The 15,020-nt window shown below is 75.5% G+C and carries 12 protein-coding genes; 6 read left to right on the forward strand and 6 right to left on the reverse strand.

Annotated features, from left to right (window positions below; all coding sequences use genetic code 11):
- Genes ACF08B_RS35110 through ACF08B_RS35135 form a run of 6 tightly spaced genes read right to left on the reverse strand, consistent with a single transcriptional unit; the run spans position 1 to position 7,060 of the window.
- A complete protein-coding gene (locus ACF08B_RS35110) occupies positions 1–783 on the reverse strand; it encodes a glycosyltransferase family 2 protein (protein WP_392321089.1) in 783 nt (260 codons plus the stop codon).
- On the reverse strand, positions 780–1,949 hold the full coding sequence (locus ACF08B_RS35115) for a beta-ketoacyl synthase N-terminal-like domain-containing protein (RefSeq protein ID WP_392321090.1): 1,170 nt from the start codon (positions 1,947–1,949) through the stop codon (positions 780–782). The genes ACF08B_RS35110 and ACF08B_RS35115 overlap by 4 nt, the downstream gene beginning before the upstream one ends.
- Positions 1,946–3,319 (reverse strand): class I adenylate-forming enzyme family protein, encoded by a 1,374-nt coding sequence (locus ACF08B_RS35120; RefSeq protein ID WP_392321091.1) that lies wholly within the window; start codon positions 3,317–3,319, stop codon positions 1,946–1,948. Before ACF08B_RS35120 ends, ACF08B_RS35115 begins: the two co-directional genes overlap by 4 nt.
- A complete protein-coding gene (locus ACF08B_RS35125; protein ID WP_392321092.1) occupies positions 3,316–5,019 on the reverse strand; it encodes a thiamine pyrophosphate-binding protein in 1,704 nt (567 codons plus the stop codon). The genes ACF08B_RS35120 and ACF08B_RS35125 overlap by 4 nt, the downstream gene beginning before the upstream one ends.
- Positions 5,016–5,792 carry a hypothetical protein gene (locus ACF08B_RS35130; RefSeq protein WP_392321093.1) on the reverse strand — a complete coding sequence of 259 codons (777 nt, stop codon included), beginning with the start codon at positions 5,790–5,792 and terminating at the stop codon, positions 5,016–5,018. The genes ACF08B_RS35125 and ACF08B_RS35130 overlap by 4 nt, the downstream gene beginning before the upstream one ends.
- Positions 5,789–7,060, reverse strand: a complete 1,272-nt coding sequence (locus tag ACF08B_RS35135) for an aldehyde dehydrogenase family protein (RefSeq protein WP_392321094.1) — start codon at positions 7,058–7,060, stop codon at positions 5,789–5,791. The genes ACF08B_RS35130 and ACF08B_RS35135 overlap by 4 nt, the downstream gene beginning before the upstream one ends.
- Before the next feature lie 374 nt (positions 7,061–7,434).
- Here ACF08B_RS35135 and ACF08B_RS35140 point away from each other — a divergent pair, with 374 nt between their 5' ends.
- The 6 genes from ACF08B_RS35140 (at position 7,435) to epsC (ending at position 15,010) form a co-directional block, all read left to right on the forward strand.
- Positions 7,435–9,441, forward strand: coding sequence for an HAD-IIIC family phosphatase (locus ACF08B_RS35140; protein ID WP_392321095.1), 2,007 nt, complete (start codon positions 7,435–7,437; stop codon positions 9,439–9,441).
- Positions 9,442–9,509: 68 nt separating this feature from the next.
- Complete coding sequence (locus ACF08B_RS35145; protein ID WP_392321163.1) at positions 9,510–10,613, forward strand: UDP-glucuronic acid decarboxylase family protein; 1,104 nt, start codon at positions 9,510–9,512, stop codon at positions 10,611–10,613.
- Complete coding sequence (locus ACF08B_RS35150; RefSeq protein ID WP_392321096.1) at positions 10,561–11,481, forward strand: GNAT family N-acetyltransferase; 921 nt, start codon at positions 10,561–10,563, stop codon at positions 11,479–11,481. Before ACF08B_RS35145 ends, ACF08B_RS35150 begins: the two co-directional genes overlap by 53 nt.
- Positions 11,482–11,725: 244 nt before the next feature.
- Entirely contained in the window at positions 11,726–12,979 is a 1,254-nt protein-coding gene (locus tag ACF08B_RS35155) for an ATP-grasp domain-containing protein (RefSeq protein WP_392321097.1), read from the forward strand.
- Positions 12,976–14,244, forward strand: a complete 1,269-nt coding sequence (locus ACF08B_RS35160; RefSeq protein WP_392321098.1) for an ATP-grasp domain-containing protein — start codon at positions 12,976–12,978, stop codon at positions 14,242–14,244. Before ACF08B_RS35155 ends, ACF08B_RS35160 begins: the two co-directional genes overlap by 4 nt.
- 31 nt (positions 14,245–14,275) lie before the next feature.
- Entirely contained in the window at positions 14,276–15,010 is a 735-nt protein-coding gene (epsC, locus tag ACF08B_RS35165; protein ID WP_392321099.1) for a serine O-acetyltransferase EpsC, read from the forward strand.
- Positions 15,011–15,020 lie beyond the last annotated feature (10 nt).

Below are 15,020 nucleotides of genomic sequence, written 5' to 3' on the forward strand. Positions count from 1 at the left end.
TCAGACCAGGGCGGCGGCGTTGGAGAAACCGCCCATGTAGTAGTCGACGGTGTCCTGTTCGCTGCACACGGCGACGACGCCGGCCCGCAGCAGCCGCTCGCACAGCGCCATGTCCTCCGTCGTCTCGAGGATGCGCTGCCAGACGGTGAAGTCGGTGGGGAACGGGACGAGTTCGTGGGTCTCGCGGCGCAGCAGCAGCTCGTTGGTGTCGACCCGGTTCAGCATGCCGTCGCCGGTCATCCGCATCATGTCGCGGACGACGGGCGAGCCCGGGACGAAGACGCCGTGGCGGGCCAGTGTCCGGTAGGAGGCGGCCCGCTGACGCGGTATCGGGTGCCAGGGGTCCTCGCCGTCCGGCACGAACTCGGCGCCGTCCTCGGTGAGCAGACGGCGCCAGCTGTGGGCGACGCCGGCCTGCGGGTTGCGCTCCAGCAGGTCCACCAGGGAGCGCAGGTGGCCGGGGGCGTAGGCGTTGTCGTCGTCGAGGTGGGCGACGTAGGGGGTGCGGGCGAGGCCGACCCCGAGGTTGCGCAGGTAGGACAGCCGGGCCGGCAGGTAGTCGCGTGGCATGTCCGGATGGTCGCCGGGGGCGACGTTGACGAACCGGGCGTGCGGGAACTCCTCTTCCAGCGCCCGGCGTCGGTCCTCGTCGCGGAGGTGGGGGCAGTCGTCGCCGACGACCACCTGGGCGGCGCTCAGCCCCTCCTGCGCGGCGACCGAGCGCAGCGCCCGCCTCAGCGAGCGGGGCCGCCCCTTGGTCGGGGTGACGACGGTGACGGTCATGCGGTCTCCTCGTACGGGCTCGTGGACCGGCCGCCGGCGGCGGACAGCACCAGGGAGGCGTTGTTGCCGCCGAAGCCGAAGCTGTTGACCAGGACGTGTCCGGCGGTGGCGGCGCGGCGCGGGCGGTCCAGGGCGAGCACGCCGTCGGGCAGGGACGCCGGACGGCGCAGCCCCGGCGTGCCGGGGACACGTGCCTCGCGCAGGAAGCCGGCCGCGGCCACGAGACCGGGGAAGGCGGAGGCGTGCAGGAGGTGGCCGATCGCGCCCTTGTGGGAACTCACCGGCAGCGGGCCGTGGCCGAGGGCGGCGGCGAGTCCGGCGACGGCCTCGGCCTCGGCGGCGTCTCCCTGCACCGTGCCGGTGGCGTGCGCGTGGACGTAGTCGACGCGGCGGGTGCCGGCGTCGTCGAGTGCGGCCCGCATGCAGTCGAGGACCGCGGCGGGTGCGGAGGCGACGGACTCGGAGGTGTCGACCACGCAGGCGGCTCCGGTGAGCCAGGCCTCGGGCCGGTGCCCGCGGGCGCGGGCGGACCCGGCCGTCTCCAGCACGGCCGCGCCTGCGCCCTCTCCGACGGTGATGCCGTCGCGGTCGGCGTCGAAGGGCCGCGCGCCGTGCGGGCTGAGCGTCCTGACGACGTCCATGCTGGCGTACTCGTACCGGTTGAGCGCGCTGGCTCCGACGATCAGGGCGGTGCTGCCGAGACCGGACAGCAGCCAGTCGCGGGCGAAGGCGGCGGCGTACGCGGCGGACGCGCACGCGTGCGAGAGGTGGACGACGTGCGTGCGGCGGGCGTCGGCGCGGCAGGCGGTGAGCAGCGCCTCGGGGTGCGGGCCCGCGAAGTCGTCGTCCTGCTCAGCGGCGGTGGTGCCGAGCGCGGGCGCCTGGGAGACGACGACGAGCAGCGAGCCGTCGGGCAGACCGGTGAGCCCGGCGGCGGCGAGGGCCTGGCGGGCGGCGGCCGTCGCGAGGGCCTCCTTGCGCCGTCCGGCCGGGGCGGTGCAGTCACCGGGGGGTACGGCGGCGACGACGCGGCTGCGGAAGTCGCCCTGCGGGCAGCCGTGTTCGCCGAAGGCCCGCCGTCCGTGCAGCAGTCCGCGCCAGAACGCGCCGGGGGTGGGGCCCAGCGGGCTGATCAGGCCGAGCCCGGCCAGGGCCACGGCGGTCATGCGGCCACCGCTGTCGTGGCCGAGGCCCATGACCGCAGGCGGGTGCGGTCGTGCTTGCCGCTGCCGGTGCGGGGCAGTGCGTCGAGGACGCGGACGGTGCGGGGGCGGGCGTGCGGGGGCAGGTGGCGCCGGCACGCCTCGGCGACGCGGCCGGCCACGGCCGCGTGGTCGGCGTCGGGGCTCTCGACGAACGCCCATACGGCGTCGCCGCGGTCGCCGCGCCGGACGCCGACGACGGCGGCGTCCACGACGCCGGCCGCGGCCCGCACCGCGTCCTCGACGACGGTGGGGGCGACGGTCTCGCCGTGCACCACGAGGATCTCCTTGATCCGGCCCCCCACCGTCAGCCAGCCGTCGGCCGTGACCGTGCCGGTGTCGCCGGTGCGCAGCCAGCCGTCGGCGGTGAACGCGCCGCGGTCGAGGCCGCCGGTGGCCGGGTCGAGGTAGCCCAGCATCAGGCCGGGGCTCGCGATCTCGATCTCGCGCCGCGGCCCCGCGACGCGGGCCCGGACTCCGTCGAGGAGGCGGCCCACGGTGCCGGGCCGCAGGTCGCCCGGGGCGTTGAGGGCGACGTTGGGGCCGGCCTCGCTGAGTCCGTACCCGTCGTGCAGCGGTGCCCCGGTGACCGCCAGGAAGTCGTCGTACAGGCCGGGGGTCAGCACGTCGCCGCCGCAGCCGCGGATCCGCAGGCCGGCCAGCAGCCGGGCGGACTCGCCGTTCCGGGCGGCCTCGGCGGCGAGCATCCGGTACATGGTGGGGACGCCGTCCAGGGAGGTGATGCCCTCGGTGGCGAGCCGGGTCAGCGTGCCGCGCAGGTGGAAACCCGACTCGGCGTACAGATGGGCGCCGGTGGTGCGCCACACCCGCAGCACGCTGTGCCCGTAGGCGTGCCGCAGCGGCAGCGGGAGGAGCAGCCGGTCCTGTGCCGTGACGCCCATCCGGGCGGCGGTGGCGCGGCCCTGGTGGGCGAGGGCGCCGGCCGGGACGGCGACCGCCTTGGGGTCGCCCGAGCTGCCGGAGGTCCAGAAGACGGCCGCGGTGTCCTCGAGCAGGGCCAGCGGGCGGGTGTGCGCCACGACGAGGGGTTCGCCCGAGGCGGTCGCGTGGACGGCCGCGGCCGCGGCGATCCGCCGGGCGGGGGCCGCCCCGTCGAGGAGCAGCGGCGCGCCGGCGGCGTCGGCGGCGAGTGCGGTGACGACGGCGGTGAGCGGGTGGTCGGAGGCGAGCGCGGCGGCGCGGCCGGGCCCCGCTCCCGCCGCGGTGAGCCGGCGGGCGGTGCGGTCGACGAGCCGGGCCAGGTGCGCGGCCGGGACGTGCTGCCCGTCGACGGTCAGGCGCGGGGCCGCGGCCGCGCCGGGGCGGGCGGTCACGCGGCGGCTCCGGCGGGCGGGCCGGCGTCGAACACCCGGCGGACGCCGACGGGGACGTCGTCGTCGCGGACCGGGACGGTGATGACGGTCGTCCGGCCCTCGGTGTGGGCCTTGGCCGCGTCGTCGAGGGCGGCGGCGAGTTCGGCGGGGGTGGTGCAGCGCGCGGTGAGACCGCCGAGGGCGCGGACGGCGGCGTCGGTGTGCGCGGGTGCGGTGAACCGGGTGAGGGTGTCGGGTGCGCCTTCCTCGGCGCGTACGAAGCGGGGCCAGCCGTAACCGCGGTTGTCGAGCACCAGGACGGTCAGGCCGAGATTCAGTTCGGTGGCCGTCGGCAGGGCGGCGAGGCCCATCTCGAAGGCGCCGTCGCCGCAGACCAGGACCGTGCGCCGGGTGCGGTCGGCGAGGGCGGCGCCGACGGCGGCCGGCAGGCCGAAGCCGACCATCGTCTGCTCGCCGGGGGTGATGACCCGGGCGCCGTCGCCGACGGACACCACGGGGTGGTGGTAGCCCCACATGTCGTGCAGTCCGTTCTCCTGCACGAGGGTCGCCCCGCGGGTCACGGACTCCTGGAGCAGCCGCAGCGCCGTGGGCACGGTCAGGTCGGGGCCGTCCGCGGCGGTGTGGCGGGCGCGCATCCCGGCGCGTACGGCCGCGGTGTCGGCCCGGCGGGCGGCGCCGGCGGCGGTCACCGCGGGCGCCTCGGCGACGACGGCGTCGGCGAGCTGGCCGGCCACCAGGGCGGCGTCGCCGAGCAGGGCCACCTCGGGTTCGGTCGCGGTGTGGAAGACGGCCGGGTCGACGTCGACGTGGATGAGTGTCTTGTCCTCGAGGCCGTCCCAGCCCATGCGGGCGGTCTCCTCCAGGCGGGAGCCGATCGCGAGGACGACGTCGGCCTCGCGGAGCAGCCGGTCCGCGGGGGGTGTGGTGTACAGGCCCACCAGGCCGCAGGCCAGCGGGTGTTCCTCGTCGACGAGGCCGCGTCCGGCGGCGGTGGTGAACAGCGGCGCGGCCAGCAGTTCCGCCAGCCGCCGTACGGCGGGGCCCGCGCCGGCGGGCTTGCAGCCGCCGCCGGCGACGACGACGGGCAGGCGGGCCCCGGTGAGCAGCCGGGCGGCGCGGCGTACCTCCTCGGTGTCGGCGGCGAAGCGCAGGCGGCGTACCGGCGGGGCGGGCCGCCGCTCGGGGGCGGGGGCGCGCAGCACCTCGTCGGCGATCTCCACCAGGACCACGCCGGGGCCGCCGTTGACGGCGAGGTGGACGGCCCGGCGCAGCGCCCAGGTCAGCTGCCGCGGGTCCTCGACGAGGAAGTCCCACTTCGTCAGCGGCCGGGCCATGGCCGCCTGGTCGGTGTGCTGGAAGCCGCCGCGGCCGATGCCGAGGGCGGGTACGCGGGTGGTGACGACGATGACGGGGGCGCCCAGTGAGGAGGCCTCCAGCAGGCCGGTGAGGGCGTTGGCGAAGCTCGGTCCGGAGTTGACGGCGAGGACGGCGGGCCGCCCGGAGACGGCCGCGTGGCCGATGGCGGCGCAGGCGCCGGCCCGCTGGTCGCGCACGCCCAGGACGCGCAGTCCGGGGGTGGTGCGCGCGGCGTCCATCAGTCCGGGTTCGTCGGAGGGCAGCCCGACGACGAGGTCGCATCCGGCGTCCGCGAGGGTGCCGGCGACGACGTGCCAGGGGTGCTGTTCGGGGGTCGCGCTCACTGCTGCTCCTCGGCGGGGTCGTGGGGGCACGGACGGAGGTGGGCGCGCAGGACGGCGCTGCGGCGGCGGGTGTCCGGATCGAGCCCGGCGGCGGCGTCCGCGGGTGCGGGAGTTCCGAAGGGCGGCGGCGCGCCGTCGGGTCGCGGGGGTTGTGTGGTGGCGCGGCGGACGCGGGCGGCCACGGCCCAGAAGGCGCCCGTGTCGGGGCGCCGCAGGACTTCGCAGAGGTAGACGGCGGGGACCCGGCCGGCGGCCAGGGCTCGGGCGAAGCGGAGGGCGGCGGTGCCGTCGCCGGCGGGTTCGCCGATGACGTAGCCGGGTCCGCGCCAGCCGGTCAGTTCGGTGAACCGGCGCAGCAGACCGGACGGTTCGAGGCCGACGGAGTCGGCGGGGCGCAGGCGGCGGGCGGGGTCGTCGCAGTGGGCGGCGAAGGAGCCGGCGGCGTGGACGCTGTAGTCCCCGGCGGAGAGGACGACCGGCACCCGCGTCCCGGCGGCCGCGCCCTGGTGCAGCGCGGCGAGCGCCTCGCCGACCGCGTCGACGGCCTCCGGATCGGCGGCCAGCCGCCGAACCCCGGTGGCGCGTGGCGGAGGCGGATCCCCGGCGGCCCGCCCGCGGACGACCGGGGGGTCCACGACGACATGCGCCGGGGCGGCCGGCGGGAACGGTACGGCGCTGCCCCGGGTCACGGACGCGGTGGGTGCGGCAGGCTCCCGGACCGCGGCCGGTACGACGCGTTCCCGGGCCGCCGGCGGGGCCGGGGCCGCGCTCACCGCCGGGTCCCGGCGGCGGCCTCGGCGGACAGCAGCAGGGGGCGCCCGGTGGCCGTGCCGTTGCGGTGCACGCTGCCGGCGAGGGGGCCGTAGCCGCCGAAGGGCCGGTTGCCGTCCTCCACGTCGAAGGTGATGCGCTCCTCGCAGACCACGCTGGTCGCGATGCGTGTGGCGCCCGTGAGGGCGGGCTCGCCGAAGACGGAGACGTACATGCCGCGCGCCCGCTCCTCGGCGGAGTGCAGCCACCGGGTGATCTGCCGGGGGTCGTCGTACTCCATGGTGAGCACGACGGGGGAGAAGAACTCGGGCGGGTGGAAGGCGTCCTGCCAGGGCAGGTGCAGCAGGGTCGGCTCGACGACGCCGCCGGTGAGGTCGACCCGGCCGCCGTGGACGGTGAACTCGCGGTACGCGGAGAGGAATTCCGCCGCGTCCTGCACGGCGTCCGGATAGACCAGCGGCGCCACCCGGGTGGCGGGGTCGCCGCGCTCGCCCACGCGGATCGCGGCGAGCGCTCCGGTGAGCCGGGGTACGACCTCGCGGACGAGCGAGCGGTGGACGAAGACGATGTCGGTGCACAGGCAGTCCTGGCCCGAGTTGTACAGCCGGGCGTCGAGCACGGTACGGCAGACCGCGTCGGGGTCCGCCCCGGGGCCGACGACGAGCGGGTTGGGGCCGGAGCCGAAGGTGAGCAGTAGCGCGTCGCCGGGCAGTTCGGCCGCGACCGCGCGGCCGTTGTCCGGCTGCCCGGTGAAGACGACGGCGTCGGAGCGGGCGCAGTCGGCGAGGAACCGCTTCTGCGAGACCGGTTCCATGACGATCCGTCCGGCGCCCGTGCCGCGCAGGTGCGGGCCGAGGATCTCGTGGACGGCCATGGCCGCCGGCGCGACCCGTGCGGAGGGCCTGATGCGGACCTCGTCGGTGTACAGCGAGGGGATGACGCCGAACAGGACGTAGGAGTAGAGCAGGTTGTTCGACGGCAGGAAGGTCGCGAGGCGGCCGAGCCGCCGCGGGGCATTGCGCAGCAGTTCCCACGGTGCGCCGGAGAGCGCGCGCAACGAGCGGAAGAGTTCGTCGTTCGCGGCCTGGGCGGTGGCCACACGGGTGAGGACGCCGTGCAATTCGTCCCGGTGCCGCAGGAGTGTGTCGACGATTCGAGGGACGACCGCGTCCGCCACGGCCGCGAACGGTCTCGGCGGGGCCGCCGGCCGGGCGTCCGCTCTCATGGTCGACGACGTGTCGCGCCCCGCCTCGATGACGCTGCTGTGCATGCGCGTACCCCCTTGCACCTGCCCGTGACCTTCGGGCTCGATCAGGAAGCGTCTCCCGCCCGGACGGCCGCGCGCATCTCGGTTCGTGCTCTCTTTCCCCGAGGTCGAACACAGTGAGCATTCTCGGAGAACGAACGCGCCTGAGCGGCCACTAGCATTCACGATTGCACCGGCACACGGCCCACAACGCCGAATTCCGCCGTTTATGCATAAGCCTCGTTGGCATTTCGAGAAGAGGAGGGAGAACCGCTGTGTCCACCGATGAATTTCGCTTCAGCGCTTTTCTCTCCACGGTTGTTATCGATACGGGAATTCTGCTCGCTCATGGACCGCGGCAGCAGCGGATCGTGCTGGACGCGTCGTGGGAGCGGTGCGTGCGTGCCCTGTCCGGCGCGGCGTTCGGGCCGGAGGCGTTCGCGGATCTCGCACCCGACCGTGCGGCCGCCCCGGGTGTCTTCCGGGCGCTGCGGGAGCGGCACCTGATCGTGCCGGCGGGCTGCGACGAGGACGCCGCGCTGCGCGCCTCGTTCGCCGACCGGCCGGAGAGCTCCGGCCACGACCCGGCGGCGGCCTCTGCCGGGTCGTGGCCGGCCACCCGCTACGGGCTGCCCCCGCGCCTGTCCGACGCCGCCGCGGGAGCCGCGGGAGCCGGTGAGGCGGTGCGGGTGCTGCTGATCGGCGGCTGCGTCACCCAGTTCACCGAGGAGCCGCTGCACGCCCTGGGCCGCGAACTCGGCCTCGACGTGCGCACCGAGCACCTGTGGCCGGGGCCCTCGGCGGGTCTCGCCCGTGCGGTGCGACGGTCGCGTCCCGATGTCACGGTGTACCAGCCCGGCGTCCAGCCGTTCCTGACGGGCCTGTTCGACGGCGCGCACACCTGCGACGACGAGGAGCGGGCGCACCGGCTGGCGCTGATGAAGAACGCGCTGACCCTGGCCGTCCGCGCCCTGGCGGACGCGCTGGAGGGCTCGCTGGGCCTGGTCCACAACATCGCCCCGCCGGCGCTGTCGCCGTTCGGCCGGTACGACTTCGCCGAGAAGTACGGTCTGCGGCGCCTGGTCGCCGAGCTGAACCAGCACATCGACCGGTGCGTGCGCAGCCACCCCCACCTGATGGTCGTCGACGAGGAACGGCTCGTCGCCCGGTACGGCGCCGCCGCGCTCTTCGACGACCTCGTGTTCCCCTTCGGCCACCACGGCGGCTCGGTCGACCCCGGCGACGAGCGCCCGCACCAGCTGCCCGCGCTCGGCCGTGCCCTGGCCGGCGAGTACCTGGCCTGTCTGCGGGCCCACCGCGGCACCGGCCGGATCAAGCTGGTCGTGACCGACCTGGACGGCACGCTGTGGCCGGGCATCGCCGCCGACGACGGCTTCGACTGGGTCGACGGCGACGCCACCAGCCGCTGGCTGCACCTCGGCCTGCACCAGGCCCTGTCCGTGCTCAAGAGCCGGGGCGTGCTCCTCGCCACGTGCAGCAAGGGCGACGCGCACGCCACCCTGGGTGTGTGGGAGGAGGCGGGCGGCCGGCTGCCGCTCGCACCCGGCGACTTCGTGCTGCACCGCATCAACTGGCGGCCCAAGTCGGAGAACATCGCCGATCTCTGCGCCCGGCTGGGCTTCACCCCCGACCAGGTCCTCTTCCTGGACGACAACCCCGTCGAACGGGCCGAGGCGGCCGCCGCGCTGCCCGGCCTGCACATCGCCGAAGGGCCCGTGCACGGCTTCCGCGAGCTGCTGCTGACCAGCGCCGCCCTGGAGGCGGGCCGGCGCACCGAGGAGGCGGCGCGGCGCACCGACACCACACGGGCGATGCTGCGCCGCGAGGAGCTGCGCTCCGGCCTGGACCGGGACGCTTTCCTGCGCTCCCTCGACGTCCGGGTGCGGGTGGCCCGGGCCGGCCCGGAGCACCTGGCGCGGGCGGCCGAACTGTTCAACCGGACCAACCAGTTCACGACGACGGCCTGGCGCACCGGCCCGGAGGAACTGCGGCGTGTCCTCGCCGAACCAGGCACGCGGCTGCATGTCGCGCACGTCTGCGACCGGTTCGGTGACTACGGCCTGACCGGCGCCTGCCTGGTGCGGGGCGGGACGGTGACGGCGTTCGCGCTGAGCTGCCGGGTGATCGGCCTCGACGTCGCGGTGCCGTTCCTGGTCGCCGCTCTCGAGGACGGTGCCGACGGGCGGCGCGCGGCTCTGGCCGGGCTGGCCGGCCGGATCGTCGTCACGGACCGCAACACCCCTGCGCGGGAGCTGTTCCTGGACGCCGGGTTCGAGGCGCAGTGCGACGACGGCCTGCATGTGCTGGCCGATCCCGGCCGGCTGCCCGAGCTGTCCGCCCTGCCCGTCGCCGTGCTGTCCGCGGCCGCGGCGGGCGGGCCGTGAGCAGCGCCGGCGGAGCAGGGCGACAGCGGACCGAGACAGCCATCAGGAGGGGGAGAACCGTGCGAGCAGTGGTCACCGGGGGTGCGGGTTTCGTCGGATCGCACCTGTGCGAGCGGCTTCTGTCGCGGGGCGACGACGTCGTCTGCGTGGACGACCTGTCCACGGGCCGCGCCGGGAACGTCGCGCACCTGCTCGACCACCCCGGTTTCCGCTTCGTGCACCAGGACGTGACCGAGGGTCTGGAGGTCTCCGGCCCGGTCGACGCGGTGTACCACCTGGCCTCCCCTGCCTCGCCCCGCGACTACCTGCGGCTGCCGGTGGAGACCCTGCTGGTGGGCTCGTACGGCACCCGCAACGCTCTGGAGCTGGCCCGTCGTCACGGCGCCGCGTTCCTGCTGACGTCCACCTCCGAGGTGTACGGCGACCCTCAGGTCCACCCGCAGCCCGAGAGCTACTGGGGCAACGTCAACCCGGTCGGCCCGCGCTCCGTCTACGACGAGGCCAAACGCTTCGGCGAGGCGCTGACCATGGCCTACCGGCGCACCCGCGGGGTGCGCACCACCATCGTGCGGATCTTCAACACCTACGGTCCGCGGATGCGCGCCGACGACGGCCGGGCCGTGCCCGCCTTCGTCACGCAGTCGCTGGCCGGACTGCCGCTGACGGTCACCGGCGACGGAAGCCAGACCCGTTCGCTGTGCTACGTGGACGACCTGGTGACGGGGCTCGTGCGGGCCCTGGAGGCGGGCGTTCCCGGTCCGGTCAACCTCGGCAACCCCGAGGAGGTGACCATGCGCCGGCTCGCGCTGACGATCCGTGAGATCTGCGGGTCGTCGAGCCCCGTGACCTTCGTCGCGCGGCCGCAGGACGACCCGATGCTGCGCCGGCCGGACATCTCGGCCGCCCGCCGGGATCTGGGCTGGGCGCCCGGGACCACGCTCGCGGACGGCCTCGCGCGCACCGTCGCCTGGTTCCGCGACTCCTCGGCGCCCGGCGCCCTTTCCCTTCCCGACCTGGTCCACTCCCGGCCCGTGCCGGCGCCTCCGACCCGGCGCCGGCGACCCGAAAGCTCCGGCCCGACCGCCGGACCCGACTCCCCCAGGAAGGGGGACACGACCCATGACCCAGCAGGAACGCTTCACCGTCAGACGGCCGAGCGAGGTACCGCTTGACCGCCTGGTCGACCTGGTACGCGCCTACGAGGAGCACACCACGGGAGTGGCCACCTGCACCCGGGAGGACATCCTCCTGGAGACCGGCCACCCCGGTTACGAGGACAACAGCTGGTGCCTGACCGGCCCCGGCGGCCAGGTGTTCGCCTGGGCGGCGCTGACGCCGCGCGGCGAGATCCTGGACGCCGCGCTGACCGTACGGCCCGGCCGGCACGCCGAGAGCGCGGCCCGCACCCTGCTGGCCCGGCTCCTGGACCGGGCGGACGAACTCACCGCCCGGCAGGGCGTGCGGTACGCCCTCACCGTCGGCGGTGTGCTGAGCGGCGACGAGGTGGTTCCGTCGGTGCTTCAGGAGGCCGGCTTCAGCCCTGGTGCCACCGCGGGCCAGTACACGATCGACCTGACGGTGCCGCCGCTGCCGCCCGTGCTCCCCGACGGAGGAAGCCTCCGGCAGGCTGGCCCGGACGATCTCGCGGCCCTGTACACCATCCACCTGACCAGCCGGGGCAAGGGACCCAAGACCGGCGACGCCGGCCTCTTCGACGCCCGCGTGCGGCGGTTGTGGGAGGCGGGCGGCGCGGTACTGCTGATGGAGGTCGCCGGCCGTCCGACCGGCTACGTCCTCACCCAGGCCGCCGACGGCAAGGAGGGCCGCGTCCTGGAGCTCGCGGTCGCCCCCGCCTTCCGCGGACTGGGCATCGGGTACGCCCTGCTGACCGCGGGGCTCGCCGAACTGCGCGCTCTCGGTGCGGCCCGCGCCCGGGTCCTGCTGGACACGGGCGACCTGCACGACCCCGAGGCGCTCGGGCGCGTCGTCACCGTCCAGGCGGCACGTACCGTCACCCGTTTCCACCGCTTCGGCGACTGACCCGGCCCGCGCCCAGGAAACGGGGCCGCGTGCCGCACACGACCGCGCGCGGCCGTACACGACGGGGACGGTGCTCCCGACCGAGTCCGTCCCGACGTCTGACCGCAACGATACCCATCCGCCCCCGCCCCCGAAGCACTCGCCGGACGCTCGGCACTTCTTCGTGAAGTCCCCGCCGCATCCGGCTCCGTGAAGCCCCGCCCCGCCCGTCCCACCGGCACCCCGTACCCGAACGGAGCCCCTGATGAATCGCACCGCCGCGTCCCGGCGCCTGCTGATGGTGATGCCCTACAGCCAGTTCGTCCGCAAGGCCGCCGAGGCCGGCTTCGAGGTCTGGGCCATCTGGGACCCCTCCCTGCGCGAGCAGGCGTACCTCGACGAAGTCGCCGCACACGCACAGGAGTTGTTGCTGACCGACTTCGGTGACGAGGCCGGCCTGCGCGCCCTGATCGCCGAGACGGTCCGCGCCCACGGCATCGGCACCGTGCTGCACCTCGGCGCGGAGGAGTCGATGCCGCCGGTCCTCGCGGAGGCCGAGGCGCTCGGGGTGTCCCCCAACCCGGCCGCCGCGGTCTGCGCCCTCAACGACAAGGCCGCGATGCGGGCGCTGCTCGCCGCGCAGGGCCTGTCGCCGGTGCGCTCGAGGACGGCCGGGACCGCCGAGGAGGCCGCCGCCGCGGTGGCCGGGCTGCCGCTGCCCGTCGTGGTCAAGCCGGCCCGCGCCTCCGGCAGCCGCGGCATCGCGCTGATCCGCGACGCCGACGACCTTGGCGAGTGGACCGCCCGCGTCACCGAGGCCGGCCTCGCCGGCCCCTACCTGGTCGAGGAGTACCTCGAAGGGCCCGAGTACAGCGTGGAGACCCTGTCCGCCGACGGCGAGCACCACGTCATCGGCATCACCGCGAAGCAGACGACGGGCGCGCCCTTCTTCGTCGAGACCGCGCACCTCCACCCCGCCCCGCTCGGCCCTGAGGAGCGGGCCGCCCTGCACGCGGTCGTCATCGGGCTGCTCGACCTGGCCGGCTACCGCTTCGGGCCCGCCCACACCGAGGTCGTCCTGACCGCGCACGGCCCGCGCATCGTGGAGTCGCAGACCCGGCTGGGCGGCGACCGCATCCCGCTGCTCATCGAGACCGCGTCCGACTACGACATCGAGGCCGCGGTCTTCCGGACCCTGGCCGGGGCCCCCGTGGAGCCGCCGGCGCCGCGGCACACCGCCTCCGTCGGCTTCTTCCTCCTGCCCGCCGGCCGGCTGGAGTCCGTCACGGGGCTCGACGCCATCCGCGCGCTGCCCTTCGTGCAGGCGCTGCACTTCCCCTTCCGGCCGGGCGACGAACTGCCGCCCACCACCACCTCCGCCACCCGCCACGGCTACGTCGTCGTCGACGCCGAGTCGCCCGCCGAGGCCCGGGCTCGCATCGCCCGTGTCCGCGGACTGCTGCGCGCGGACGTCCGCGAAGCCGCCCTCACCACCACCCCGAAGGGAGCCCTTCGATGAGCACCCGCAAGACCGTGCTGCTGATCGGCGGCGTCGACGCCCACGTGGACCGCTTCACCGCGCTCGGCGTCAAGATCGTCCTGATCCAGCACCCCGACAAGGTCACCGAGCACCAGATGCGCGCCGTCGACGTCCTGCTCGTCGTCGACTACACCGACTGGGACACCGTGCGGCCGTACGCCGAGGCGGCGCACGCCGTCCACGGCGTGGACGCCGTGGTCTCGCTCACCGAGCCCGGCCTGAACCCGGCGAGCCGCCTCGGCGACCTGTTCGGGCTGACCGACGGCCACCGGCACGAGGTGAGCCGCCGGATGCGCGACAAGTGGCTGATGCGCCGCCGTCTCGCCGACCGGGGCCTGCCGGTGCCGCACACCGCCCAGGTGTCCGACCGGGCCTCGCTCGACGCCTTCGGCGAGCGGGCCGGGTATCCCTTCATCGTCAAACCGGTCTCCACCACGGCCGGGTTCGGCCTGCTGCGGGCCGAGAGCCCGCAGGACCTGGACCGGGTGTGGGCACGCGTGCGGGAGCTGGACGGCGGCCGCACGGACCGCGGGTCGACCATGTTCACCGTCGACGGCTTCCTGATGGAGTCCTACATCGACGGCCCCGAGTTCAGCGTCGAGGCGCTCAGCTTCGCCGGCCGGCACGTCGTCGTCGCCGTCACCGAGAAGCTGACCGCCGAGGAGCACTTCGCGGAGCTCGGGCACGCGGTGCCCGCCCGGCTGTCCGGTACCGACCGGCAGCGGCTGACCGGCGCGGTGGAGGAGTTCCTGACCGCCATGGGCGTCACCGACGGTCCCAGTCACACCGAGATCCGGCTGTCCTCGCGCGGGCCGGTGGTCATCGAGTCCCACAACCGGCTCGGCGGCGGTCACATCGTCGACCTGGTCGAGGCGGCGTACGGGATCGACATGATCGCCTACGGCGCCGCGTGGCCGCTCGGGCTCGTCGAGCCGCTCGCCGCGCCACCGGAGCCGAAGGCGGCCGCCGCCATGCGGGCCGTGGTCCGCGAGCCGGGCACCGTCACCGCGGTGAGCGGCGTGGAGCGGGTCCGGGCCCGGCCGGACGTGCTGGCCGCTCAGGTCTCCGTGCGTCCGGGCGACACCGTACGGCCGCTGGGCGACAACTGGGACCGGCTCGGCAGCGTCGTCGTCACCGCCGCCGACACCGACGGTGCGGTGGAGCTGTGCGAGCGCCTGGTGCGCGAGGAGATCCGTGTCCACGTCGAGCCCGCGACGGCACCCGTGCCGGCCCGGGCCGCCTGAGCGGCGGGCCCCGCCGTAAGGAGTCGGCCGCATGTCCGAAGAACTGCCCCTGCTGCGCACCCTCGGCGAGGATCTCGCCGCCGTCGTCGCCCGCGACCCGTCCCTGTCCGGCCGCCTGGAGGCCGTCGGCCACACCGGGCTGTCCGCCGTGTGGGCGCACCGGGTGGCGCACCGCCTGTACCGGCGGCGGCTGCGGACGGCGGCACGTCTGCTCGCGCGGATCGCCCGCCGCCGCACCGGTGTCGAGATCCACCCCGGTGCGGTCCTGGGCCGCCGTGTCTTCATCGACCACGGCGCGTCCGTGGTGATCGGGCAGACCGCCGTCGTCGGCGACGACGTGACCATCTACCAGCAGGTGACGCTGGGCGCGGTGGGGTGGTGGACCGACAACCACCGCCCGCCGGGCGCCCGCCGGCACCCGGTCGTCGGCGACGGGGTGGTGCTCGGCGCGAACGCGACCGTGCTGGGTCCCGTGACCATCGGCGACCGGGCCCTGATCGGCGCGATGGCCACCGTCACCGAGGATCTGCCGCCCGGGGCGCGGGTGTACGCCCCGCGCTCCGTCGTCCGCCCCGGCCCCGGGCTGCGGCCGGTCCCGGACACCGCGCCCGGCGTCCCGGAGGCGAACGGCACGCGGCCCGGCACCACCGCCGCTCCCGCCCGGGACGCACACCCGACCCACGGTCCCGCGCCCGCGCACCCGCACACCGGCGCGGAACCTGTGCCCGACGCCGTGCGCCTGCTCGCCTCGGCGGGCTCCTGGTGACCGCAAGCCC

It is taken from the genome of Streptomyces sp. NPDC015139 (genome assembly GCF_043079785.1).
Taxonomy (GTDB): Bacteria; Actinomycetota; Actinomycetes; order Streptomycetales; family Streptomycetaceae; genus Streptomyces; species Streptomyces albidocamelliae.